Source organism: Xanthomarina arctica, assembly GCF_014638915.1.
GTDB lineage: Bacteria > Bacteroidota > Bacteroidia > Flavobacteriales > Flavobacteriaceae > Xanthomarina > Xanthomarina arctica.
Genome location: NZ_BMFQ01000001.1, coordinates 294,409 through 320,305, shown reverse-complemented (window position 1 = coordinate 320,305; position 25,897 = coordinate 294,409). Strand labels below are relative to the sequence as shown.

At 32.6% G+C, this 25,897-nt stretch carries 25 protein-coding genes and 1 tRNA gene; 10 read left to right on the top strand and 16 right to left on the bottom strand.

All coding sequences use genetic code 11. The annotated features are described in order from the left end of the window. Window positions 1–559: 559 nt before the first annotated feature. The 6 genes from IEV77_RS01400 to IEV77_RS01375 form a co-directional block, all read right to left on the bottom strand. The gene (locus IEV77_RS01400; RefSeq protein ID WP_188461114.1) at window positions 560–1,186 is read right to left on the bottom strand and encodes a response regulator transcription factor; all 627 of its coding nucleotides are present in this window, start codon (window positions 1,184–1,186) and stop codon (window positions 560–562) included. A gap of 63 nt (window positions 1,187–1,249) precedes the next feature. Continuing rightward, window positions 1,250–1,708 (bottom strand): retropepsin-like aspartic protease family protein, encoded by a 459-nt coding sequence (locus IEV77_RS01395; protein WP_188461113.1) that lies wholly within the window; start codon window positions 1,706–1,708, stop codon window positions 1,250–1,252. Beyond that, window positions 1,705–4,275, bottom strand: a complete 2,571-nt coding sequence (locus tag IEV77_RS01390) for a CHAT domain-containing protein (protein WP_188461112.1) — start codon at window positions 4,273–4,275, stop codon at window positions 1,705–1,707. Before IEV77_RS01390 ends, IEV77_RS01395 begins: the two co-directional genes overlap by 4 nt. A 30-nt stretch (window positions 4,276–4,305) precedes the next feature. Beyond that, on the bottom strand, window positions 4,306–6,264 hold the full coding sequence (locus tag IEV77_RS01385) for a PKD domain-containing protein (RefSeq protein ID WP_188461111.1): 1,959 nt from the start codon (window positions 6,262–6,264) through the stop codon (window positions 4,306–4,308). Between the two features lie 73 nt (window positions 6,265–6,337). Next, window positions 6,338–7,375: a hypothetical protein gene (locus IEV77_RS01380; RefSeq protein ID WP_188461110.1), complete on the bottom strand. Its 1,038-nt coding sequence runs from the start codon at window positions 7,373–7,375 to the stop codon at window positions 6,338–6,340. 255 nt (window positions 7,376–7,630) lie between these two features. Continuing rightward, a complete protein-coding gene (locus IEV77_RS01375) occupies window positions 7,631–8,107 on the bottom strand; it encodes a hypothetical protein (RefSeq protein ID WP_188461109.1) in 477 nt (158 codons plus the stop codon). Between the two features lie 146 nt (window positions 8,108–8,253). Here IEV77_RS01375 and IEV77_RS01370 point away from each other — a divergent pair, with 146 nt between their 5' ends. The 10 genes from IEV77_RS01370 (at window position 8,254) to IEV77_RS01325 (ending at window position 14,880) form a co-directional block, all read left to right on the top strand. Then, entirely contained in the window at window positions 8,254–8,835 is a 582-nt protein-coding gene (locus IEV77_RS01370) for a sigma-70 family RNA polymerase sigma factor (RefSeq protein WP_188461107.1), read from the top strand. A 2-nt stretch (window positions 8,836–8,837) separates the two neighbouring features. Then, a complete protein-coding gene (locus IEV77_RS01365; RefSeq protein ID WP_188461105.1) occupies window positions 8,838–9,569 on the top strand; it encodes a tetratricopeptide repeat protein in 732 nt (243 codons plus the stop codon). 108 nt (window positions 9,570–9,677) lie between these two features. Further along, window positions 9,678–10,445, top strand: a complete 768-nt coding sequence (locus IEV77_RS01360) for a TatD family hydrolase (protein ID WP_188461103.1) — start codon at window positions 9,678–9,680, stop codon at window positions 10,443–10,445. A 2-nt stretch (window positions 10,446–10,447) separates the two neighbouring features. Further along, complete coding sequence (locus tag IEV77_RS01355) at window positions 10,448–11,479, top strand: asparaginase (RefSeq protein ID WP_188461101.1); 1,032 nt, start codon at window positions 10,448–10,450, stop codon at window positions 11,477–11,479. Window positions 11,480–11,553: 74 nt separating this feature from the next. Further along, window positions 11,554–11,641 (top strand) — tRNA-Ser (locus IEV77_RS01350). A 75-nt stretch (window positions 11,642–11,716) separates the two neighbouring features. After that, window positions 11,717–12,502 carry a MotA/TolQ/ExbB proton channel family protein gene (locus tag IEV77_RS01345; protein ID WP_188461098.1) on the top strand — a complete coding sequence of 262 codons (786 nt, stop codon included), beginning with the start codon at window positions 11,717–11,719 and terminating at the stop codon, window positions 12,500–12,502. A gap of 24 nt (window positions 12,503–12,526) precedes the next feature. Further along, window positions 12,527–12,946 carry a hypothetical protein gene (locus IEV77_RS01340; RefSeq protein ID WP_188461097.1) on the top strand — a complete coding sequence of 140 codons (420 nt, stop codon included), beginning with the start codon at window positions 12,527–12,529 and terminating at the stop codon, window positions 12,944–12,946. Window positions 12,947–12,948: 2 nt separating this feature from the next. Continuing rightward, window positions 12,949–13,587: an ExbD/TolR family protein gene (locus IEV77_RS01335; RefSeq protein ID WP_188461096.1), complete on the top strand. Its 639-nt coding sequence runs from the start codon at window positions 12,949–12,951 to the stop codon at window positions 13,585–13,587. A 13-nt stretch (window positions 13,588–13,600) separates the two neighbouring features. Then, entirely contained in the window at window positions 13,601–14,086 is a 486-nt protein-coding gene (locus tag IEV77_RS01330; RefSeq protein ID WP_188461095.1) for an ExbD/TolR family protein, read from the top strand. Window positions 14,087–14,175: 89 nt separating this feature from the next. Continuing rightward, on the top strand, window positions 14,176–14,880 hold the full coding sequence (locus IEV77_RS01325; protein ID WP_188461094.1) for a porin family protein: 705 nt from the start codon (window positions 14,176–14,178) through the stop codon (window positions 14,878–14,880). Here IEV77_RS01325 and IEV77_RS01320 read toward each other — a convergent pair. From IEV77_RS01320 to rplM, 10 genes are all read right to left on the bottom strand, one after another. Beyond that, window positions 14,875–15,483 carry a hypothetical protein gene (locus IEV77_RS01320; protein WP_188461093.1) on the bottom strand — a complete coding sequence of 203 codons (609 nt, stop codon included), beginning with the start codon at window positions 15,481–15,483 and terminating at the stop codon, window positions 14,875–14,877. The two genes, IEV77_RS01325 and IEV77_RS01320, sit on opposite strands and share 6 nt — an antisense overlap. Further along, window positions 15,480–16,937, bottom strand: a complete 1,458-nt coding sequence (rpoN, locus tag IEV77_RS01315) for an RNA polymerase factor sigma-54 (protein ID WP_188461092.1) — start codon at window positions 16,935–16,937, stop codon at window positions 15,480–15,482. The genes IEV77_RS01320 and rpoN overlap by 4 nt, the downstream gene beginning before the upstream one ends. A 294-nt stretch (window positions 16,938–17,231) precedes the next feature. Then, a complete protein-coding gene (gene asnS, locus IEV77_RS01310) occupies window positions 17,232–18,665 on the bottom strand; it encodes an asparagine--tRNA ligase (RefSeq protein WP_188461091.1) in 1,434 nt (477 codons plus the stop codon). 42 nt (window positions 18,666–18,707) lie between these two features. Beyond that, window positions 18,708–21,128 carry an efflux RND transporter permease subunit gene (locus IEV77_RS01305; protein WP_188461090.1) on the bottom strand — a complete coding sequence of 807 codons (2,421 nt, stop codon included), beginning with the start codon at window positions 21,126–21,128 and terminating at the stop codon, window positions 18,708–18,710. Between the two features lie 227 nt (window positions 21,129–21,355). Continuing rightward, complete coding sequence (frr, locus tag IEV77_RS01300; RefSeq protein ID WP_188461089.1) at window positions 21,356–21,910, bottom strand: ribosome recycling factor; 555 nt, start codon at window positions 21,908–21,910, stop codon at window positions 21,356–21,358. A gap of 59 nt (window positions 21,911–21,969) precedes the next feature. Continuing rightward, window positions 21,970–22,677, bottom strand: a complete 708-nt coding sequence (pyrH, locus tag IEV77_RS01295; protein WP_188461088.1) for a UMP kinase — start codon at window positions 22,675–22,677, stop codon at window positions 21,970–21,972. 177 nt (window positions 22,678–22,854) lie between these two features. Further along, complete coding sequence (tsf, locus tag IEV77_RS01290) at window positions 22,855–23,823, bottom strand: translation elongation factor Ts (protein ID WP_188461087.1); 969 nt, start codon at window positions 23,821–23,823, stop codon at window positions 22,855–22,857. A gap of 96 nt (window positions 23,824–23,919) precedes the next feature. Continuing rightward, window positions 23,920–24,702, bottom strand: a complete 783-nt coding sequence (gene rpsB / locus IEV77_RS01285; RefSeq protein ID WP_188461086.1) for a 30S ribosomal protein S2 — start codon at window positions 24,700–24,702, stop codon at window positions 23,920–23,922. Between the two features lie 195 nt (window positions 24,703–24,897). Continuing rightward, entirely contained in the window at window positions 24,898–25,284 is a 387-nt protein-coding gene (gene rpsI / locus IEV77_RS01280) for a 30S ribosomal protein S9 (protein WP_188461084.1), read from the bottom strand. Window position 25,285: 1 nt separating this feature from the next. Continuing rightward, a complete protein-coding gene (gene rplM, locus IEV77_RS01275) occupies window positions 25,286–25,741 on the bottom strand; it encodes a 50S ribosomal protein L13 (RefSeq protein ID WP_188462925.1) in 456 nt (151 codons plus the stop codon). Window positions 25,742–25,897: the final 156 nt, after the last annotated feature.

The following is a 25,897-nucleotide window of genomic DNA, read 5'->3' as shown; positions in this document are numbered from 1 at the left end:
CAGTTACAACAACAATAACTAATCCAATTACAAAATATTTGTTGATAGAATCATACTCATTTTCCATAACTTAAAAATTTTAGATTTTTGGGACTTTAGTAATTTTAAGAGGAAATAAAACCCTGTGCCTTTTTTAGTACACAGAGTTTTATCGGTACTCCCTTAAAGGTAATTGATTAATAGCACTGTAAATATCTTAATAATCTACATGCCAAACAATACGTAGTACTACGTATTTTTACGAAAACTTGGATAAAATTTCTAAATTAGTTCTGTATTCTTCTAAATAAAAATATCATAAACCCTTTAAAATCAGTGCTTTTTTGAGATTTTGGAAGTTTTAAAAAAAAGCCTAGTAGGAAAGGTGTTAAATTTGAGAAACAGGAGGATTACAAAATTATTCTTTGGTTTTTGGTTTAGAAATAGCTATAAACGAAGAAAGCTCCAAATAAATTAGATTTATTTAGAGCTTTCATTAATTCTCCCTAAGAACTAATTAATAGCAGGACAAATATCAGCTTAATTAACATGCCATACAATACGTAGTACTACGTATATTTCATATTAAATGGTTCTTATTTTCTTTGGCCCAAAATAGTAAACTATATTTTGTAGGAGTAAGGTTTAGTTTTTTATTGATATTACTTTTATGTTTTTCTACAGTACGAAAGGATGTAAACATGAGATCTCCAATTTCCTTCGCTGTTTTATTATCTGAAATGTATTTTATAACCTCTATTTCCGTTGGAGTTAAGGTTTCAAGCTCTTCTGGTGCTTCTTCCACTTCTAATGAAGAAAGTAATTCTCTACTAAAATAGGGGATGTCTCTAATAACATTATCAATGCAATGTTCAATTTCTTCTAGAGCAAATTCTTTTAATACATAGCCATAAATACCTAAGTTTTTGGCCTGTTTATATATAGTTTCATCTTTCTCAAAAGTTATAAGGATTATTTTTGTGTGATAGTCTAGATCCTTACATTTCTCTGCAATCTCTAAACCAGTAAAATAAGGCATTTGGATATCTAAAATAGCAATATCTGGTTTATGACTCTCTATAAGATCGAAAGCTTCTTTACCATTAACGGCACTTGCCAAGACATTATACTTTTTTTCGATTAAGAAATCGTTTAAACCTCTTAAGATTAATGGATGGTCGTCTGCTATAATAATGGAAGCTTGCATAGGGTGGATTCGTTAGTAGAAATAAGTAATAAAGATATGAATATTTAAATGAAAGAAGTTTATTTACTGGAGTTTTAGATAGAGATATTTCTTTTCATAATCTATAATGGCTTTAGATTTTTTTAATATATCTGCACCAATAATACCATCAACTGGTTGTGCATTATGGCTTACTAAAGCGGTATTTACGTGGGTTAAATTAAATAGAATAAGAGCTACTTTGTTTTTTTTCCACTTTCCTATTTTCAAGGTATTCTTATTGGAAATTTGAGTGACCATATCTATTGCTCCGGCGCCAGCAGCCTTAATTTCAGAATCCTTGGCTTTGAGGTTAAACGTTTCTATGGCTTCAAAACCCACGCAAGAACTAGAAGCGCCTGTATCCAAAATAAAAAGTCCTTTGACGCCATTAATGCTGGCCTTGATTTCAAAATGATTGGTTCTAGTTAATTTCAATTTAACCTTGGTATAACCCTTTTCTAAAAGAAAGTCTTTAAGATTTAAACTTGCTATCTCACTCATATTCTGTTCTGTTTTCTATAGTATAAAAATACAATAATTAAGAGAGCCAGAATGCCTAAGAAATAATAAATGCCATGGTTGGATTCCTTTTCTGGACTTAATGTTCCATAATAAACAAAAGCACTCCAATAATATGGCGATTTCTTAATGTTACTAATAGAATTGTCTTGTAAATAATCTAGTTTAGAGAGTCTGTTAGCTATGGAAGCAGATCCAGTTTTTTTATACTGTTTGTAAAAATAAGTCATTAAGGTGGCTGTAGAGGCATCATTTATTTGCCATTGTGAAAATAAAATGTTCTTTGCGCCTGCATATTGAAAACCTCTAGCAATGCTCATGGCACCTTCGCCTTTTTGGATCTTTCCAACTCCCGTTTCACAGGCACTTAAAACAACTAAATTTGGATTGATATTTAAACTGTAAAATTCGTTTAAAAGCATGGGCTCATCATAAAAAGCCATAGTTGCAGGATTCCTAAAATCCCCACTTGTGGCATGTGTAGATATATGTAACACATTGTATTTTGAGGCCGATTGAATAAAATGACTTTTTGTAGCTTGGGAATCTATAAAAATAGTAGCCCCAGTTTCTTCTTTTAAAGCTTTTGCCTCCTCTATAGAATAGCTAAGCGGTTGATTTGTATTTTTAAACACTGGAAAAACCCCTAATACTTTTTGATTTATAGATACCATTGGTTTTTCTAAATAAAAACGCACATTTGAATTGTAAACCACCTGCTGTTTGACTACTAAAAAGGGCATAGTAGAAAAGTTCATGCTCTGCGTTTTTTCTGTTAGTAGCGCTTCAAAAGGAATAAAATTTAACAGGCCATCGGGTATTATAATCAAGTTTTTAGCAGTTAAAGTTTCATCTAAATTCAAAAAAGTATACATCTTAAAAGCTTGTGCTGAAAACGCATCAATGTTGTTATTTATTACGGATGCATTATCGAATAAATGAATAAAATTGGTGATCTCGCTTTTGGAAGCAGCGTTTAATTCAATCTTTTGAAAATCCGTGCTCTTTTCTGAAATTATAAACTGATAAATAGCATGTTGTCCATAAAAATAGTCCACAAGAATTGCTTGGTCCAATTGAAGTTGTTTTTGAATATCTGATATTTCAAAATTGGTTCTTTCTTTAGGATATTTAATTTCTATTTGCTGTTGAAGGGTTTTTAAACCCATGCTAATATCTAAAAGTTGTTTGTTTAAACTATCGTTCGTTCTTGTTTGATACCCTAATTGCGTCTTGATTAAAATATCTGTTAACTGTTCTTGTTGTTTAAGGAGATCTTGTTCTTTTAGTAGCAAACTGTCGTTTGGATGTTTTTCTAATAAAGATTTTTTGTCCATGACCCCTTTTAAAACAGATGCCTTATAAGTTTCTGCATAATGCAAGGCTCGTGTAAAAGTTTCAGGATTTGAATTGTTTTGATATTTTTCAAAAAGTAATTCAATGCAATTTTCACTGCGTTTTCTATTACTTGCTTGATTCGTGATTTTCGATTCTTGTGATGTGAGACTCTCTATTAATAATTCGGAGACATAAAAACTCAAATCGTAATAAGCTAAAGCTATTTCTTCATTTATTTGTAATCTGGCCATTAAGTCGAAAATATCTATAAATGTATTTTCAGCATATAAATGTGATTTTTCAGGAATGATGTTTATTTCTAAATCAGGAATTAAAGGACGTAAAGCTAATTGTAAACTTTGATTAGCTACATCAAAATCCCTTAATAAATAGTGTAATTGGGCTTTTTTGAGATGGTTTTTAGCAAGTTCTCTGTGTGTTAGAGAATCTCTATTTTGAAATAGCATTGAAAGATTAAAGTTTTTTAAGGCCATTTCATAATCGCCTTTTTTTAATGCCAATTCATATTCTAGTTGGTATCTGTTATACGCTCCTTTCGGATTTGACAACATATCATCCCGATCTAAATGATAATTAGTAGTCCCGTTTAAAGCAATTAAACTAGAGGTTTTAAGCGTTTTTAATGTCTCTTTTTGTGTGGTTTCAATATTTGAAACAGTCTCGGTTTGACTTATTAAATCCACAACAGATGGATGCATGCCACGAGTTTGGTATAACACAGAAAGGTTGATGATACCTGCAATATATTGCCTATTATTATCCTTTTTTTGCGCTAAAAATAAATACTGTTTGATGGTGTTTTCAGCATCTGTATAGTTGTTGGTTTTGGTATATAAATTTCCAAGAGGTTTTAAACAGTATTCAATAATGTCATAATCTGAAATACTGGCAAGTTGGTTGTTACTATAACGTTTCCATGCATCTTCGTAGGCTATAATGGCAGGAGTGAATTTATTTAAATCGTTTAAAAAATACGCTTTATTGCATAGTAAGAATACAAAGGCCAATTGTTCGTCTTTGGTTGATACCTGTTTTTTAAATAAGGTTTCATGTTCCTTTAAGGTTTCAAAAGATGTTATGTTTTTATTCGCTATAAAGCTTTCAGTGGCTGAATAAATAGCATCTTCCAAACTCTGTGAAAAAGTAAATTCACTTAAAAAGCAAAGTAGTAAAAGCAGAATTTTTTTCATAAGAAAGTACTCAGGATAACTTCTGAGGGTTTAGAATTTCCAAATAGCATATAATTGTAAATAATTATAATCCTCTTTAAAATTCAGGACATATCTTGCGCCAATACTTGGTCCAATTCTAGCAAATCCAGCTGTAACATCTAATAACAAACCTGTTCTGAAATTGGTGAAAGAATTTGTGTTTTCACTAGAATAGGTTTCACTATTTATTAAATAATCGTCATTTATCCCTTCAAATTGTTCAATTAATACATCTTGAGTTTGCTTTTCGCTTAAAGAAATCATACCCTGTATTCCTGCACCAATACCTATGTAGTTATTGAGGTTGTAACGCATAAGAACTGGAATTTCCCAATCCACGTTTTTGTAACTGTTATTGGTAGTTGTACGTTGTAGATATCGAAACCCTTGTGTTCCATCAACAATAATTTCTTGAGTATTTGCGTTGTCGTCATAGGTGTGAAAACTATTCAATAATTCCACTTGCCAATACCATCTGTAGGATTTATAAGGAGATAGGGTAGCACCAACAAAGTAGCTTTCAGAGTTTTTTAAATCGGAATAAGAATTATATCCCACTTTGGCACCTATAGAAATACCTGGCACAAATCTAGTGGTGGAGTAATTGGTGATAATGGGGTCATTTTTATCAAAAATAATGTCCGTTCTACTTTTAGTTTTTTGTTTGTGAAAATCTTTAGCAAATTTAATATTGTACTTTACAAAGCCTTTAGTAGAATCATATTCTTTCACATTTTTTTGTTCACTTCCTGGTAAATAAATATTTTTAAAAGTAAATATGGCCTGAGTATCTGTAAATGTGGTATCCAAACAGCTGTAACGAACTTCTTCTTCCTTAGGGCAAATTTCACATTTTGGATACATGTCTGTAACTTCAATGGTCGATTTGTCTAGCATCTCTGGAATATCTGTTTCTAACCGAATGGTTGTAGCTGGACCTTCTCCATTATTCTGAAATTTAATTTTATAGGTTAAAGTTTTAAAGCGAACCAATCTATAATTCAAGAATGTGCTATTGCTGGACATGTTGTTAGGATCGTGAGAGGTTACAATCTCCATTTCCATGTCTTTTACTTTATGATTATCGAAATTGACATCGGGAACATAGACACCGCGAATAGAAATTATCGCGCTGGTATCTTTAAGCATTTCTGGAGGTGTTTTTAAAGTGAAAAACAAATGACGTTCTTCATTAGGTTCCAAATTATTGAATTCAAATTGCTCATAATTTCTATAATAAGCTTTGGATTCTTCTAGAGTTAATGGCAAATTGGTTTTTATGGTAGAATCCTGTGGTTTGGCTTTTAAATTTAAAAAACCATCTTGAGCTGAAGCTAATAGGGTGTTTTCAAAATTGTCTATTGTATTTGTATAAACAAAATCGGTTTTTGCCGATTTTTTTTCTTCATGATAGGTTCTAATATCTTCTATGATGAAGTTATCGGCTTTAAATTTTTGTTCGTTGTAAAACAAGAACAATTTTCCACTGGTATTATAATTTAAGTAGTTTTTATAGCTCATAACCACTACAATATCTTCCTCTGGCATAGGTTCTCTATTGCGCTGAAGATTTAAGTCTTCTGTCATGGAGGCTTCGTCAGTAGAAGAATTATTAGTTTTTGTAACTGTAATTTTTTTTGGTCTGGAGCTTGGTGGTTTTCCGGTGTCGTAATGATTGGTTGCCCAAAGTTTTACTTCGTAATCTCCAGGAGTTTGATAGCTGTGTTTCGGGTATTCTTCCTTGCTATACGTGCCATCATCAAATTCCCAATAATAAGAATAGAAGGCTTTTGGAGCACCAGCAATTTGCTCTAAAGTTGGAGCTTCTGGGGTAAACTGAATAGCTGATCCTTCAACTTCATATGTAATAGTTGCAACGCGTTTAATACTATCTTGAGGAACTGTGTTTTGTGCAGAAAGCCATTGTAAACAACAGCAAAAAAGTATTACGGTAAAACATATTCTCATGATTAGATATATTTGGTTCAGGCTAAAATACAAAAAGCGATGGTCATTACAACCATCGCTTCTCTAGGTTAAATTAGGGCAAAAAATTAATTTGTTGTACTAGTTCGGCTTCTGTTGCTATTAAAGTTTCAGATAAACTAAAAATACTTGCTCCGTCTTCTGCAATAGTCACAGCCTTTATAGCATACTTCCAGTTTCCATCTTCTTCGGTGACAAAAATTAAATGACATTCCAAACCAATAGGAATTTGTCCATAATGCTCACTGAACAACCCTGCAATTGGATCGTAAGAATCAAGTCGTGCTAAGCCACTATCTTCTCCGTCATAGGATAAATATACCGTACTATTTGTGTTGTGATAACCAGCAGGAACAGCTACAGTAATAGTTGTTTTGGGTCTTGGATCGTTGTAGAATCTATCGATATTAGACCAGCCAAATTGGTTAAACATGACATAGTAATTTGTGCCTTGTGTAAAAACACCATTTTCTTGTCCAGGCTCGTCTCCTTCAACCTCTTCCCAAGTAAGATCTCCGTCTTCATCTATATCACCATACCAAAGAGTCATCGTATTATCTGTGCCTCCAGTTAAAGCTGTTGGTACTTTTAATTGTAGAGCACAATTGGTTTCTAGAGAAATGCCATCTTGTGTGGCTTCTAAAAAGAACTCTCCTCCAGTTAATAATAAAGCTTTATCGCCATTAGCCATCAGCCCCATGGTTGGTTTGTTGGTAGTAAGCATGTTGCCTTTTTCAAAAATCTCTACATACTCCAAATCTACCATTCCAGTTATAGCAGCTCCATTTTTAGTTAAACAATTTCCATCTATAGAAATTTCCACACCATTGGAAGACGTTAGGGTAATAAAGCCATCGTCTGCATTAAATTGGAATTGCTGTGTGATGTTTTCTAAAGCTTGATTTCTAATATTCGCAAATTCTTGTGGTGTTGCATTGGTTTCGGCTGGAATAAAGTAATCTGGATCCTCATTAGTTGTACAACTTGTTAAAACTAAGGATGCCATAAAGATGGATCCAAAAAGTGTTTTAGCGTTTTTATTCACGTTTTTTAAAGATTTTGAAAAACTGTGAAATTGATTTCTTGTTTTCATAATTAAAGTGTTTTTTTAAATTGTTATTCATACTTATATAAACAGACCTTGTTTTTTGTTACCCATTTATTTTAATTTTTTATTAAAAAATTTTAGATAATATTATTTTCGTCTTGGAAACCCTTGTCAAATAAGGTGTTTGCTATGTTTAAATTTGAGCTAATTTTAATAATCAAAAAAAAAGACCTTTCAAATGAATGAAAGGTCCTTCTCCACTGAATTATAAAATAACTCAGCTCTCGATTAATAGCATCTTTATATTTTTGTTCTGGCCTTTTTTCTTTGGCTCTCTTTTACAATACCACTTATAATTACTTTAGATGAAACAATTTCGCCTTTAGCTATAAGTGTTATCATTCTATTAGCATCTTCTTCAGAAGAAGAAAAGCCTTTGGCATAACCATAAGTACTTTCTACTTCCCAGAAATACAATCTATTGCTGTTGTTTTCTGCTTCATAGCGTCTCATATAAAAGCTTTCTATTTTTTTGTCTAAAATAACTTCGCCATAGCTTACTAGAACAATCATTTTATTTGCGTGTTCAATATTTGGAGAGGTTCCAGAATAAGTACGTTTGGTCGTTTTCACATTCCAATCGAAAACTTGCACTAGATTTTCTGTTGTTATTGTTTCAACCTTATTTGAAGGGAAAAAGGTTGTTTTTTCATTTGTAGCATGTACCTGTATATTGGTTAAAGCTACTGTTGCGATAATTAAAATTGTGTTTCTCATGACGTAAAAATTTTATGGATTAATTTTTTTTCTATTCGATGTTTGTATCACATGTTCTACACTTACAGCCTTATATCAAAACCTTTTTTAAATTGTTACCTATAAATCTGAAACTTTTTTTACTTTAGTTGAAAATACAAGGGTTCATGAGCCAAAAAAAAAGTCACGAAGACCAAAAATATATTGATGGATTGGTTCACAACAATGCATTTATCATACAAACTATATATGATAAGTTTGGGCCAAAAGTTATAAACTATATCAAGCAGAATAGTGGAGATGAAGCCAATGCTAAAGATATTATCCAAGAAACCATTATTACCATATACCATCAAGCCACAGAGAAAGGACTAAAACTTACCTGTCCATTCGATGCCTATTTTTTCTTGCTATGTAAACGCAAATGGTTGAATCAAATAAAAAAAACTGGTAATAAAGAGGTAACAATTAATGAAGAAGTGTTATCTAAAGATGACGATGCTCAAGAACTCGCCTTCGAAACCACGTTGTTTGAAGAACAGCACAGCTTGTTTAAAGACATGTTTCAAGATCTGGGACAAGCTTGTAAAGATTTGCTAACGGCCACTTTTAAAATAAAATCTATGGAAGAAGTAGCTAAAAGTCTAAATGTGACTTATGCATATGCTAGGAAAAAGAAATCGTTATGTATAGGGAAACTTACAAAAATGGTTCAAGAGTCACCACGTTATAAAAACCTAAAATCTTAACCATGCAAGACCAAGATTACATTTTATTTGAAGCATATCTTTCACGAGATTTATCATTAGATGATATTCAAATATTTGAAAACAGATTAAAAACTGATTTAGCATTTAAGGATGCTTTTCAATTATATAAACAAACTTCTAATTTTTTAGAACATCAAATTAAAAACGAAGAAAAAACAGAAGCTTTTAAAAAGAACGTGGAAGATATTTCTTCGGCATATTTTAACAAACAGTCAAAAACAAAAGCAAAACGCATAAATCCATGGTATTATTCTATTGCTGTGGCGGCCATTTTAGCTCTTGGTTTTTTTGTAACACAGCAGTTCTCAAATCCAGTTTATAGCGATTATGCTAATTATGGAACAATGGATTTAACTGTTAGAAGTGCGCAAAATGACGTTTTAAACAAAGCAGAAGTAGCTTTCAATAATCGAAATTTTAAAGATGCAGACATGTATTTTTCAGAATTACTTAAAACAGATAACAATAATATGGAACTACAATTTTATAAAGCAGTTTCTTTAGTAGAGCTTAATAAATATGAAAAGGCAGATGCGCTTTTTGATGTTATTATTCAAACACCTTCTGTATATAAAAACAAGGCTATCTGGTATTTGGCATTAAGTAAATTAAAACAAGGAGATGAAATAGCTTGTTTAAATGTTTTGAAAACAATCCCTAAAGATTCTGAAGATTATAAACAAGCACAACAACTTATTAAAAAGTTGAAGTAGATTCTTAAAATAAACCTTTCAGGCCCGAAGTTTTGAGATTAGCACCTGAAAGGTTTAAATCATGGTAGGTCTCAAGGTTATTTGTAAAAGAACCTATACTTTTGCATCATGATTATTACCGACACACATACCCATTTATATAGTGACGCCTTCGACGAGGATAGAAGTGCCATGATCCAAAGAGCAATTGACGCAGGTGTTTCACGCTTTTTTATTCCCGCAATAGATTCAACTTATACTGAGTCGATGCTTCAGTTAGAAAAAGATTTTCCAAAAAATGTTTTTTTAATGATGGGCTTGCATCCAACATCTGTTAAAGAAAATTACCAAGAGGAACTGGCTCTTGTAGATCAATTTTTGGCCAAACGTTCTTTTTATGCTATTGGGGAGATTGGAATCGATTTGTATTGGGATACAACAACTCTCGAAATTCAGAAAAAAGCTTTCAAACATCAAATACAGCTTGCTAAAAAATACAAATTACCAATTGTAATTCATTGCCGAGACGCTTTTAATGAAATTTTTGAAGTTTTAGAAGAGGAAAAAGGCGACGATTTATTTGGCATTTTCCATTGCTTTACAGGAACTTTAGAACAAGCAAAACGTGCTATTATATTTAATATGAAATTAGGAATTGGAGGTGTATTAACTTTCAAGAATGGAAAAATAGATCAATTTATCAATCAGATAGATTTAAAACATATTGTTTTAGAAACCGATTCCCCTTATTTAGCACCAAAACCATTTAGAGGGAAACGAAATGAGAGTAGCTACATTATAAAGGTGTTAGAAAAACTATCCGAACTTTATAAGTTGCCTCAGGAAAAAATTGCCGAAATTACCACTCAAAACTCAAAAGATATTTTTAATATATAAGTATGGAAGACAACAATCCGAACATTCTTTTAATATATACAGGCGGAACTATTGGGATGATCAAAAACCCAAATACAGGAGAATTGAAGTCTTTCAATTTTAATAACCTGTTAAAGCGTATCCCTGAATTAAAGTTGTTAAGTTGTAATATTTCAACTGTTTCTTTTGAAGAACCAATAGATTCTTCTAACATGAGTCCAGAATACTGGATACAAATGGCAGAAATAATAGAAGAACATTACCTGAACGTTGATGGATTTGTAGTGCTACATGGTAGTGATACCATGAGTTATACCGCTTCTGCCTTAAGCTTTATGTTAGAGAACTTAGCAAAACCTGTTATTCTTACGGGTTCGCAATTGCCTATTGGTGATTTGCGTACGGATGCCAAGGAAAATTTAATAACCTCTATTCAAATGGCTTCATTAAGAAAAAATAACAAACCCGTTATTAGAGAAGTAGGCTTGTATTTTGAGTACAAATTATATAGAGGTAATAGAACAACAAAAATAAATGCAGAACATTTTGAGGCTTTCGAGTCTCTAAATTATCCACATTTAGCAGAATCTGGAGTCCATATTAAAGTTAATAATGACGCTTTACTAGTTCCAAATGCCAAAAAAAAGCTGGTTTTACATAAAATATTGGACACAAATATCGCTCTCATAAAATTATTTCCAGGAATTTCTAAATCTATTTTGGAATCTATAATTAATAATTCCAGTGTAAAAGGAATTATTTTGGAAACCTATGGCGCAGGAAATGCATCTACCGAAACATGGTTTATTTCTTTAATAGAAAATGCTATAAAAAGAGGAATTCAAGTGGTAAATGTAACGCAATGCTCTGGCGGAAGCGTTAATATGGGGCAATATGAAACAAGTTCAGATTTAAAAAAGATAGGAGTTATCTCTGGAAAAGACATTACAACAGAGGCTGCAATTGTTAAATTAATGTATCTGTTAGGCGAAAAAATTTCGGATAATACCTTCAAAACAATCTTTGAAACTTCCTTACGTGGAGAAATTTCCTAAAAATTAACTGTCAAAATTTTTAGCTTTCAAAAGTTTTTTTGTTATTTGCCTAACGTATTATAAATATAATATTGAGAGAGGTGGCCGAGTGGTCGAAGGCGCACGCCTGGAAAGTGTGTATACCTCAAAAGGGTATCGAGGGTTCGAATCCCTTCCTCTCTGCAGATATTTTTATTTTTTAATCGTATTTTTTTTATATCTTTAACACTTTAACTAATAAAATTAAGAACAAGAACAATGAAAAGATTATTTTCTATTCTAGCCATTACTGGAATGATGGCTTTCGGAACTGTTAATGCAAATACAACTGCAAACATAACAGCATCAATAGCAGCAACTGTTGCTAGTGTATCACAAGATGAAGCTGCTACTGACGTTGCGGTAACTGAGGAACTTGGTTTTCACCAGGAATTAAAAAAACGTTTTATAGAAGGTGGTGCCGGATTTATGGGTATCGTTCTATTATGTTTGATCCTTGGTTTAGCAATTGCTATTGAAAGAATCATCTTTTTAAACCTTTCAACTACAAACACTAAAAAACTTACTCAAGAAGTAGAAGATGCATTACAATCTGGTGGTGTTGCAGCTGCAAAAGAAGTTTGTAGAAATACAAAAGGACCTGTTGCCTCTATTTTCTATCAAGGTTTAGATAGAACAGACGAAGGTTTAGACGCTGTTGAGAAAGCTGTTGTAGCTTACGGTGGTGTTCAAATGGGACAATTAGAGAAAAACGTATCTTGGATTTCATTATTTATTGCTTTGGCTCCAATGTTAGGGTTCATGGGAACTGTAATCGGGATGATTGAAGCTTTTGATAGAATTGAAGCTGCTGGAGATATGCAACCTTCTTTAGTTGCTGGTGGTATTAAAGTAGCACTTTTAACAACTGTATTTGGTTTAATTGTGGCTATTATTCTTCAAGTTTTCTACAACTACATTATTGCAAAAATTGATAGCATTGTAAACGATATGGAAGATGCTTCAATAACTTTAATGGATTTATTGATTAGATACAAGAAGTAATACTAACCTAAAACACATTATACAATGAGTTTATATAAAATATTAAAAATTATTGTTGGAGTACTTTCCATTGTAGGTGTCATATTGGCATTAATGATTATCGGCGGAAATGATGGTATGGTAGACAATATGATCTATGTTACTTATATAGTTCTAGCAATGATATTAGTTTTAGTACTAATATTTGTGATTAAAGGATTATTGGCTGGTGACATTAAAAAGACCTTAATGTCTGTAGGAGCATTCTTAGCTGTTCTAGTCATTTCTTATGTAATGGCCTCAGGAACAGATTTAAATTTAACTCAGTTTACAGATAAAGGAGTTGATGTTACAGAAGCAACCTCTAAATATGTTGGAGCAGGATTGAATGCATTCTATGCTTTAGCTATTATTGCTATTGGTTCTATGGCTTTCTCTGGAATTAAAAATATAACGAATAAATAATTATGGCAAAAAGATCAGCACCAGAAGTGAATGCAGGCTCTATGGCTGACATTGCTTTCTTACTCCTTATATTTTTCTTAGTGACTACAACCATTGAGACTGATTCAGGATTAAATAGAAAGTTGCCACCTATAGATGATAGCACAGAAATACCACCAATTATTAGGGAGAAGAATATTTTTCAACTTAATGTCAATAAGAATAACGACTTATTCTTAAAAACAGGAGGAGAAGAAAAAATTATCAAGATAAAAGACCTTCGTGCGGCAGCCGTAGCCTTTTTAGATAATGGTGGTGGAGCCGGGACAGATGCTTGTAAGCGTTGTCAAGGAAAGAAAAATCCTAGATCTTCTGATAACTTTGATAAGGCTATTATTTCGTTGCAAAATGATAGAGCTACAAAATACGATACGTATATAGTGGTTCAAAACGAAATTATAGCGGCCTATAATGAGTTAAGAAATAGAGAATTTGAAAAAAGTTATCCTAATTTAGGAATTAATTTTGTTGAAGCAGATAAGCGTTATTCAGATCCTAGAACTTCATCAGCAGAAAAAGCGAACTTAAAGGATAAATTAGAAGTAATTAAAATTTTAATTCCACAGAAATTCTCTGAAGCAGAACCTAAAAAGTCTAATTAGATAAACAAAAAATATGTCTAAATTTAAAAAGAAAAAAGGAGGCGAAATGCCAGCAGTTAATACAGCATCTTTACCTGATATTGTGTTTATGTTATTGTTCTTTTTCATGGTAGCTACTGTTATGAGACAGAATACATTAATGATAGATAATAATTTACCGTTTGCAGATCAAGTTGAAAAACTAGATAAAAAAGATTTGGTAATGTATATCTATGCTGGAAAACCTAGTAGCAACTATAAATCGACTTATGGTACTGAAGCAAGAATTCAATTAAACGATAAGTTTGCTGAAGTTTCTGAAATACCAGCATTTATAGCTGCAGAACGCGCTTCTAAAAGAGAAGAATTAATTCCGTTTTTAACTACTGCTTTAAAAGTGGATGGTGATGCTAACATGGGATTAGTTACAGATATTAAGCAAGAATTACGTAAAGTAAATGCGCTTAAAATTAATTATACAACCAAAAAGGGCGATGCCATTCAAGGATTGAATAAATAATTAAATTCTTAATTTTATAATATTTAAAGGCGTTTTGAGCAATCATAACGCCTTTTATTTTATCTTTAATCTATATTTTATTCTAAAAAATGAAGCTGATAATCACCTTTATTATGGGTTTGTTTTGTGCTACGCTCGTGTTCTCTCAGGAGGTAGTAAAGGATAGTTCCAAAGTTGAAGATACCAAATATAGGGAAGACCAGTTTTACTTTGCTATTACGTACAATCTGCTTGCTAACAAACCTGCCAATGTTAAACAGACAGGTTTTTCCAGTGGGTTTCAATTTGGGTTTATTCGCGATTTCCCACTTAACGAACAAAGGAATTTTGGTCTTGGACTAGGTTTGGGTGCATCTATTAATGCTTATAATAACAATATTTTCGTTTATACAGACGATGTTGGTAACATTGAATATGTCAACCTAAGCGAATCTGATATTGACTATTCTAAAAATAAACTCTCTACCTATCTTCTGGAGATGCCTTTTGAGGTTAGATGGCGTACCTCTACTGCTTCCGAATATAAATTCTGGCGGATTTACACAGGCTTTAAGGTTGGTTATTTATTAGCTAGCTCTACGAAGTTTAAAGGAGAGGCAGGTAAAATAAAGAACAGTAACATTAAAGATCTTAACGATTTTCAATATGGTTTAACCTTAAGTGCGGGTTATAATACATGGAACTTTCATGTATATTATTCTTTAAATCCGATGTTTTCTCAAGATGCTAAAATTGGTACCGATGCCATTGAAATGACTGCTGTTAAATTTGGACTTATTTTCTATCTTCTATAACCAGTAGTTTACTAAAATTAGCTGAGGCAACAATCCAATAAAAAAACCAATAAGCAATTCTACATTTGTATGTGCTTTTAGATGAAGTCTAGAGGTTGCAATGGCTCCAATTAGGACAAACATTAGTGCTAAAGTGCCATTGACATTAATACTAAAATGAATGCTTAGAGCTATGTAAAACATAGTAACTCCAGAAACTCCAATCATGTGGATACTAGCCTTAAAATTTAATAAGGCCAAGAAAAAACAAGCTAAAGTAGAAATCAAGATCCCTACAAAAAAAAAGTACAATTCTATAATTTCTGTTGGTGGCAATACTCGATTAACAATTAAAATAGCAATAGAACCATTTAATAACAACGGTAACAATCGCTCCTTCGTACTGTTTAAATAGATAGATTGTACGCGTCCCATACTTTTTAGTAAATAATAAAGTAGAATAGGGAGTAAGATTGTTAAAATGAAAAGTGAGACTACTTTTGCTTGGATAATTTCTATTGGGATAAATCTAGGTGATTTTGAAAAATAAAAAAGCACACCCAATAAAGGCATGAGAATGGGGTGAAATATAAATGAAATACTTTTTAAAAGCTGATTTATCATATCTTCTTACGCAATCTAGCCACTGGAATATCTAATTGCTCTCTGTATTTTGCAACCGTTCTTCTGGCAATGGGATAACCTTTTTCTTTTAGTATTTTTGCTAAAGCATCATCTGTTAAAGGCTTTCTTTTGTTCTCTTCTTCAATAACGATTTCTAATATTTTTTTAATTTCTCTAGTAGAAACCTCTTCGCCTTGATCGTTTGTCATGGATTCAGAGAAGTATTCTTTTATAAGTTTCGTGCCATAAGGCGTATCCACATACTTACTGTTGGCTACTCTGGAAACTGTAGAGACATCCATCTCAATTTCATCTGCAATATCCTTCAGAATCATTGGGCGCAGTTTACGTTCATCCCCTGTTAAGAAGAACTCTTTTTGATAATGCATAATAGCACTCATGGTTACAAATAGGGTCTGCTGACGCTGCTTAATGGCGTCTATAAACCATTTGGCCGCATCCAGTTTTTGTTTAATGAACATGACGGCATCTTTCTGAGATTTCGATTTGTCTTTAGCTTCCTTATAACCACTTAACATGTTATTATATTCTCTCGAAACATGAAGCTCTGGAGCATTTCTACCATTAAGTGTCAATTCCAATTCACCATCAACAATCTTAATTGCAAAATCTGGAACAACATGCTCGACCATTCTGTTATTTCCAGAATAAGAGCCTCCTGGTTTCGGATTTAGATGTTCAATTTCATCTATAGCATCTTTTAGCTGTTGTTCCGTAATATCGAATTTCTGAAGTAGTTTTTTGTAGTGCTTTTTTGTAAATTTCTCGAAAGCATTATCAATAATATCAATAGCCAATTCCACATCTGGACGTTTTTCCTTTCTATGTAATTGTATGCTTAAACATTCTTGAAGATTTCTGGCACCTACACCAGCAGGATCCAATTGATGGACTATTCTAAGAACTTTTTGTATTTGTTCTTCAGAAGTATATATGTTTTGAGTAAAAGCCAGATCGTCCATAATGTCTGGTAATGATCGACGGATATACCCACTTTCATCGATACTTCCAACTAAGAATTCTGCAACATCAAATTCATCATCTGTTAATCTAAAAGTGTTTAACTGATTGATTAAGTGTTGCGTAAACGAAATTCCAGCAGCATAAGGCATGGTTTTTTCTTCGTCGTCACTACTATAATTATTGGCTTGGGTTCTATAATCAGGGATGTCGTCGTCGCTTAAATAATCGTCAACATTAATATCTTCAGCACTTATAGATTCATTGTCATCCTCGTATTCGTTTGTATTATCAAAATCGTCATCAAACTCATCTGTTTGTTCCTTCCCACTTTCTAAGGCTGGGTTTTCTTCCAATTCTTGTTTTAAACGTTGCTCAAATGCCTGGGTAGGCAATTGTATCAGCTTCATCAATTGAATTTGTTGAGGCGATAACTTTTGCGATAATTTAAATTGTAAAAATTGTTTAAGCATTGAAATGATTTGGTTTCATCTGTTAATAATTCTTGTTTTTCAATGGTCAGACCTATCTGACGACTGGCAGGTTCAAGGCCCTTAATATCATATCGATTAGACTATAACTTTTAGTTCTAGGCATTTCATATAAAAATAAAAAAAACAATCTATATAAACGTATATATAGATTGTTTTATGAATTTATTATTTACTAACCTGCAAGGTTTCAAAAATTTCACAAAAAAACGAAAGTTCCATTAATTTATAAAATATGAATCAATATCAGAATATGATTCCTGCTTTCGCAGGAATTTAAAATTCAGCATTTTGAGGTGTTCTAGGAAAAGGTATCACATCGCGAATATTACCCATTCCTGTTGCGAACATTACTAAACGTTCAAAACCTAAGCCAAAACCAGAATGTACAGCAGTTCCGTATTTTCTTAAATCTAAATACCACCACAATTCTTCTTCGTCAATGTCTAAAGCTTTCATTTTTTCTTTTAAAACATCTAAACGCTCTTCACGTTGCGAACCTCCAACCATTTCTCCAATCCCAGGAAATAGAATATCCATAGCGCGAACCGTTTTTCCATCTTCGTTTAAACGCATGTAAAAGGCTTTGATATTTGCTGGATAATCGAACAAAATAACAGGACAGTTAAAGTGTTTTTCAACTAAATAACGTTCATGCTCGCTTTGTAAATCTGCTCCCCACTCTTCAATAATATATTTAAATTTCTTCTTTTTGTTAGGTTTGCAATCTCTTAAAATATCGATAGCTTCTGTGTAGCTCACGCGTTTAAAATTGTTGTCAACAACAAACTTGATCTTTTCAATCAAGCTCATCTCGCTACGTTCAGCTTGTGGTTTTGTTTTTTCTTCATCTAACAATCTGCTTTCTAAAAACTCTAAGTCTTCACGATTATGTTCTAGAATATAACTTAATACCGATTTCATAAAGTCTTCGGCCAAGTCCATATTACCAGCTAAATCCATAAAAGCAACTTCTGGTTCTATCATCCAGAATTCAGCTAAATGTCTAGAGGTATTTGAGTTTTCAGCTCTAAACGTTGGTCCAAAAGTGTAAACTTTACCTAAAGACATGGCAAAGGTTTCAGCTTCTAATTGTCCTGAAACGGTTAAGTTGGTCTCTTTTCCGAAAAAATCTTCTTTATAATTAACATTTCCAGCTTCATCTAAAGGTGGATTTTTAGCATCTAAATTGCTAACACGAAACATTTCACCAGCTCCTTCAGCATCACTACCAGTAATAATTGGTGTGTGCATGTAGTAAAACCCATTTTCGTTAAAATATTTATGAATAGCAAAAGATAATGAAGAACGCAAACGCATAACAGCACTAAACGTATTTGTTCTGGTACGTAAATGGGCATTTTCTCTTAAAAATTCAAAAGAATGCTTTTTAGGCTGAATAGGAAAGGTTTCAGGATCTGAATCTCCTAAAATCTCAATAGATTTTACGTGGATTTCTACGCTTTGCCCTTTTCCTTGACTTTCGGTTAAAGTTCCCTTTATATGAACTGCCGCTCCGGTAGTAATGCGTTTTAAAGTAGTTTCCTCTGTGTTTTCAAAATCAACTACACATTGAATGTTGTTTATGGTAGAACCATCGTTTAAAGCAATAAAACGGTTGGCTCTAAAGGTTCTAACCCAACCTTTTATTTCAACGTCTTGTAAAGTGTTTTCTTTTGAAAGTAGGTCTGCGATTGTTCTCGATTTCATTGTAATATATTTTTTTACAAAGATAATTCTTTGTACTATTTTTTAATGATTGTTTTTTATCTCCTTATCACTTTCTTCTTCTTCATTATCGTCTTCAGGAATAATGTTTATAGATGGTTTTTTTAAAACTGCTTTGTTTGCAATATTTCTTTCTAAAGATAGCAATAACGAAGGAAGTAAAAGTAGATTAGATAGCATGGCAAATAGTAAGGTTGCCGAAACCAAAGCCCCTAATGCCACTGTACCACCAAAACTAGAAAAAGTAAAGACTAAAAATCCAAAGAATAATACTATGGATGTATAAAACATACTTACGCCAGTTTCGCGAAGTGCGGCATAAACCGATTTTCTAATTTTCCAATTATTGGCTTGAAGTTCTTGTCTGTATTTTGCTAAAAAATGAATGGTATCGTCTACAGAAATACCGAAAGCAATACTAAAAACTAAAATGGTAGATGGTTTTATTGGAACACCTAAATACCCCATAAGTCCTGCCGTTATTAACAATGGCAATAAGTTCGGAACTAAGGATACTATTATCATTTTAAACGAACGGAACATATAAGCCATAAACAACGCAATCAAAAGAATGGCCAAGCTTAAAGATATGGCTAGATTTTTAACTAAATATTTGGTTCCCTTTTGAAACACAAGTGCTTTTCCGGTAATGGTAACATTGTATTGGTCTTCAGGAAATACATTATCTATTTTGTTTTGTAGGTTTTCTTCAATGCGTTCCATCCTATCCGTACCAATGTCTTTCATAAAGGTGGTTATACGGGCATATTGACCGGTGCTATCAACAAAGTTGGAAAGCAAATCTAGATCTGACGATGAGTTTTTAGCATAGCTAAGAATAAAGCTATTTTCCTGAGATGTTGGTAATTGATAATACTTTGGGTTTCCATTATAATACGCCTGTTTGGAATACTTAACTAAACTTACAATCGAGATTGGTCTGGAGAGTTCTGGAGTTTCAAGAATCACTTCTTCCAATTCATTCATACGTTTTAAAGTGGCTAATTTCATAACCCCTTTTTTGCGTTTGGTATCCACTAATATTTCGACGGGCATGATGCCGTTGAATTCTTCCTCAAAAAAGCGAATGTCTTGGAAAAATTCTGCTTCCTTAGACATATCTTCAATTAAACTTCCAGATATTTTTATTTGATAAATACCAATCATACTAACTATTAACAAAACGATGGCTGTTATATAGATAGAAATGCGTCTTTCTTTTACCAAACGTTCAGTCCAGTTAACAAAGGCACCAATCCAGCGTTTGTTTAAATGTTCTAGATGTCTCTCTTTTGGGGAAGGTAAAAAACTATAAATTATAGGAATAATGAGGATGCACAATATAAAAATAGACAAGATACTTAGAGAGGCAACGATACCAAATTCTTTTAAAAGCGTACTTTCTGTTAATATAAATGTAGCAAAACCAGAAGCTGTAGTCACATTAGTCATTAAAGTGGCATTACCAACTTTAGTAATAACACGTTGTAACGAACGGGCCTTATTACCATGTAATTTGACTTCGAGCTGGTATTTATTTATTAGAAAAATACAGTTTGGAATTCCAATAACAATAATTAATGGCGGAATTAAAGCTGTAAGAACTGTTATTTCATAATTTAGAAAACCTATAATCCCAAAAGTCCACATAACCCCAATACACACTACTAAAAGTGAAATAAAAGTGGCTCTAAAAGATCTAAAGAAGAAAAAGAAAATTAAGGAGGTGACTCCCAAAGCTAAACCAATAAACTTGCCAATTTCGTCAACAATATTTTGAGCGTTTAATGTCCGAACATAAGGCATTCCTGAAATTCTAACATCTAAATCGGTCGCTTTTTCAAAAGCTTCAACTTTTGGTAATAACTCATCAAAAACAAAATCCTTTCGTTCGGATGTGTTAACAATTTCTTTTCTTAAATAGATTGCTGTACGAATGGTTTTCGTTTCCTTATTAAAAAGAAAGTTATCGTAAAATGGGTATTTTTTAAATAAATCGTCCTGAAGAGAATCTAGTTGTTCGATGGTATGAATAGAATCTGTAATAAAAGGTTCTAATTCAAATCGTTCTTTATCTGTGTTTTTTACTAATTTTTTTAAATCTTTAATTGAAACAACGGCTTCAACATCTTTTAAATTTTTAAAGGATTCGGACAGTTGGTTCCAAGCATTAAGTTTTTCAACAGTAAAAAGGGATGAATCTTTAACTCCTAAAACAATAAGGTTCCCTTCTTCTCCAAAAATCTCTAAAAAATCGTTGTAAATTAAATTGACCTCATGGTCATTTGGAAGTAAATTGGCTTCGGTAAAGGTAAAACGCATGTTTTTCCATTGCGTACTAAAAAGAATAGTAATTAATGCAATAGTAATAAGGATTACAATTTTATTCCTTAGAATAATACTAGCAATCACGTCCCAAAAACCTTTTGTAAATAGTTTAAACATAGTAAAATAAAACAGGCGCAAAGTTAGGTAAAAGCAATGTATTTGCTAAAGATTTTACTTATTATGTTGCGTTTGAATGAATCTTTATGTTGAAAGACCTGTTATTAACTGATAATTGTAAAATTTATCAGATTCTCCAATTTATTTTGAGTAGTAATAAGTGGTGGAAAGATGCTTTTTTTATAAAATGAAAGCATAAAAAAAGCGACTTAGAAAGTCGCTTTAGTTTATATTGTCATTATTTCTTTTTCCTTGACATCTAGTGCGCCATCAATTTTAATAACATATTTATCCGTTAGATTTTGAATGTCAGCTTCAGCATTTTTTTGAAGATCTTCAGAAACATCTGCCTTTTTTATGTCGCCATTGGCATCTTTTCTAGCACTTCTAACACCTATTTTGGCGTCTTCAGCTTCAGCTTTAGCCTGTTTTGCTAAATTTATTCTTCGCTCTTCCGTTAAAGGTGGCACATTAATAATAATTGTGTCGCCATTATTCATTGGGTTGAAGCCTAAATTGGCGTACATGATACCTCTTTCAATTTCTTGAATCATGTTTTTTTCCCAAGGTTGTACCGTAATGGTTCTACCATCTGGTGTGTTTACATTGGCAACTTGACTTAAAGGTGTTTGGGAACCATAGTAATCCACCATAACACTACCTAGCATGGCAGGAGTAGCCTTTCCAGCTCTAATATTTGCAAATTGCTTTTCTAGATGCCTAATTGCGGCATCCATAGATTCTTTTGTTGAATCTATTATAAATTGAATGTCTTCGTTCATCTTTTAAAATTTAATTTATTAAGCCTATTCAAAAAATAGGCCATCAGTAAAAATAAGTATTATAAATTAACTTTGGTTCCAATATTTTCACCAGAAACCACTCTTAGTAGATTTCCTTTTTTATTCATATCGAAAACAATAATTGGTAATTCGTTTTCTTGACTTAATGTAAATGCTGTTGTATCCATAACTTTCAATCCTTTTCTTAAGACATCTTCAAAAGAAATATGATCAAATTTTATGGCTTTAGAATCCAGTTCAGGATCTGCATTATAAATTCCATCCACACGTGTACCTTTTAAAATAACATCTGCTTCAATTTCAATAGCTCTTAAAACAGCAGCAGAATCTGTTGTAAAATAAGGATTTCCTGTTCCTCCACCAAAAATAACAACACGACCTTTTTCCAAATGTCTTAAGGCACGTCTTCTAATAAAAGGTTCTGCAACTTGTTCTATATGGATGGCTGTTTGTAGTCTAGTTGGTACGCCAGCATCTTCAAGGGCACTCTGCAAAGCCAAACCGTTAATAACGGTAGCAAGCATGCCCATATGGTCTGCTTGAACTCTATCCATACCATTACTTGCTCCGGCAACACCTCTGAAAATGTTTCCACCTCCAATAACGATAGCTATTTCTACACCTGTTTCGGTTATTTCTTTGATGTCGTGAGCATACTCAGATAAACGATCCGGATCTATCCCGTATTGTCGGTTTCCCATTAAAGCTTCACCTGATAATTTTAAGAGAATTCTTTTGTATTTCATGTGTTTTTTTGGATGAATATCATTCCTGCATGTGCTGGAATAATGCGTTTTGCAAAGCTACATAAAATTTTTATTTTTTAAATTTATAAAAAACCTGTTTTTAGAAATAAAAAAAACCACTACATCTATAAAAGAGTAGTGGTTTGATATTTTAAGAAATTCTTGCTTTAAGGGAATTTATTCTCCTACAGAAACACGTTTGAAACCTGTAATAGAAACATCTCCAAAAGATGTTACATACTTAGCAACGTTTATTTTATCATCTTTAATAAAGTTTTGATCTAATAAACATTTTTCTTGGTCTAAAGTCGTGTTATCTGAAATGAAACGCTCCATTTTTCCAGGAAGAATTTTATCCCAAATTTGTTCTGGTTTCCCTTCAGCTTTAAGTTCTGCTTTAGCAACTTCTTCACCTTCAGCTAATATTTCTGGCGTTAATTGAGCCATAGATATATATTGAGGTACATTTTTAAGTGTTTTACCTAAACGACCTAATTCAATATTGTCTTTTTCAATAACAGCAATTCTTGCTTCAGTTTCTGATGCAACAAAAGCTGGATCAAAATCTTTATAAGATAAAGTGCTTGCTCCCATTGAAGCAACTTGCATAGCAACATCTTTTACTAAAGTATCAGCCTTATCTACTTTTGTAGATAAACCAACTAAAGCAGCAATCTTATTGATGTGTACATAAGTACCAACAAAAGGTGCTTCTAATTTTTCAAAAGCTGTAATGTCTAATTTTTCACCAATCACACCAGTTTGTTCAACTAATTTTTCGGCAACAGTCATTCCACCAAAATCGGCAGCTAAAAAGTCTTCTTTGTTATCGAAATTGATAGCGATATCAGCAAACTTGTTTGCCAATGCTAAAAAGTTTTCGTTTTTTCCAACAAAATCAGTTTCGCAACCTAAAACAATAGCAACACCAATAGTGTTTGCGTCATTTATTTTAGAAATAGCGGCACCTTCAGAAGAATCTCTATCAGCTCTTTTTTCAGCAACTTTTTGTCCTTTTTTACGTAGTACATCAATGGCTTTATCGAAATCGCCTTCTGCTTCTACTAATGCTTTTTTGCAGTCCATCATTCCTGCACCTGTAGCTTGTCTTAATTTATTAACCTCTTGGGCTGTAATTTTTACCATAGCTTCGATTATATGTTTTAAAATTTAAAAAAGTCGTTTAAACTATTTTCAGAAGAAAAGAATAAACGACTTATTTATGTTGTGTAAATTAATTTTTTATTCTTCCTCGTCTTGAGCTACTGCTTTCTTTTTAGGTGCAGATGTTTTTTCAGCTTTAGGTGCATCGTCTTCTTTAGTCGTTGCATCTTTTTCTGCTTTTCTTTCTGCTAACCCACCAGCAATGGCGTTAGTTACGTAAGTTAAAATTTTATCAATTGATTTAGAAGCATCATCGTTTGCAGGAATAACATAATCAACTTGACGTGGGTCTGAGTTGGTATCTACCATAGCAAAGATAGGAATGTTTAATTTTTGAGCTTCTGCAATCGCAATGTGTTCACGTTTAATATCTACTACAAATAATGCAGCTGGTAAACGCGTCATATCGCTAATAGAACCTAAATTCTTTTCTAATTTAGCACGTTGACGATCTACTTGTAAACGTTCTTTTTTAGATAAAGAGTTGAAAGTACCATCTTTCTTCATTCTATCAATAGTAGCCATTTTTTTAACAGCTTTTCTAATAGTAATAAAGTTAGTTAACATCCCGCCTGGCCATCTTTCAGTAATGTAAGGCATGTTGATGTTAGCGGCTTTTTCAGCTACAATATCTTTAGCTTGTTTTTTTGTTGCAACAAATAAGATCTTACGACCTGAAGATGCTATTTTAGCAAGAGCTTCTCCAGCTTCATCAATCTTTGCTGCTGTTTTATATAGGTTGATAATATGGATGCCATTACGCTCCATATATACGTAAGGAGCCATGTTTGGATCCCATTTACGAGTAAGGTGACCAAAGTGTACACCTGCTTCAAGTAATTCTTTTACTTCTACTGCCATTTTGTAATAGTTTACGTTCTGTTGAATTAGCAATGGTTTAGTGGTCTTTTTTGCAAAAATCGCCTGAACCATTTAGATGCTAAACTAAATCCCGACCATAAGGTCATGGACAACAATAACTGAGTTATTTTTTTGTTTGTTTTCAACAAGATGGAAAAACTTATAAAAAAGTAATCCAATCTTGTTGAAGATAAATTAACGTTTAGAGAATTGAAATTTCTTACGAGCTTTCTTCTGACCGAATTTCTTACGTTCAACCATTCTTGGATCTCTTGTTAATAAACCTTCTGGTTTAAGAACTAATCTGTTTTCTGCATCTAGTTCGCACATAACGCGAGCTAATGCTAAACGGATTGCTTCTGCCTGACCTGTAATACCTCCTCCAAATACATTTACTGTAATATCAAAGTTGCCATCATTGTTAGTCATAACTAAAGGCTGATTTACTTTGTACTGCAATGTAGCAGTAGGAAAGTAATCTGTCATGTCTTTTTTATTAATCGTGATGTTTCCTTTTCCTGCGGCAACATACACACGAGCAACGGCCGTCTTTCTACGACCAATTTTGTGAATTACTTCCATGTTATTTGAATTCTTCAAGGTTAATTGTTTTTGGTTTTTGAGCTTCATGAGTATGAGCTGAACCAACAACAACGTTTAAATTACGGAATAATACGGCACCTAATTTGTTTTTAGGTAACATTCCTTTTACTGATTTTTCTACTAATCTTGCTGGATCTTTTCCAAACATTTCTGTAGCAGTTAAACTTCTTTGACCACCTGGGTAACCTGTGTGACGAATGTAAGTTTTGTCATTCCACTTGTTTCCTGATAAGTTGATTTTTTCTGCGTTGATAACAATTACGTTATCTCCACAATCAACGTGTGGTGTGAAGTTAGGCTTGTGTTTTCCTCTTAAAAGTTTAGCAACTTTAGAAGCTAAACGGCCTAGAGTCTGATCTTCAGCGTCTACTAAAACCCACTGCTTATCTACAGTAGCTTTGTTTGCTGAAATCGTTTTGTAGCTTAATGTGTCCACGTTATTAATTAATTTTTTATTACGCATTGGCGTAATAGATTAAACATTCCTCTCTTAAAAAGAGTTTGCAAATTTACGATTATATATTTGATTACCAAATAGTGTCGTGAGATATTTTTAATAACTCTGTTAATATCTTTTTTTGTGTTCAAGATG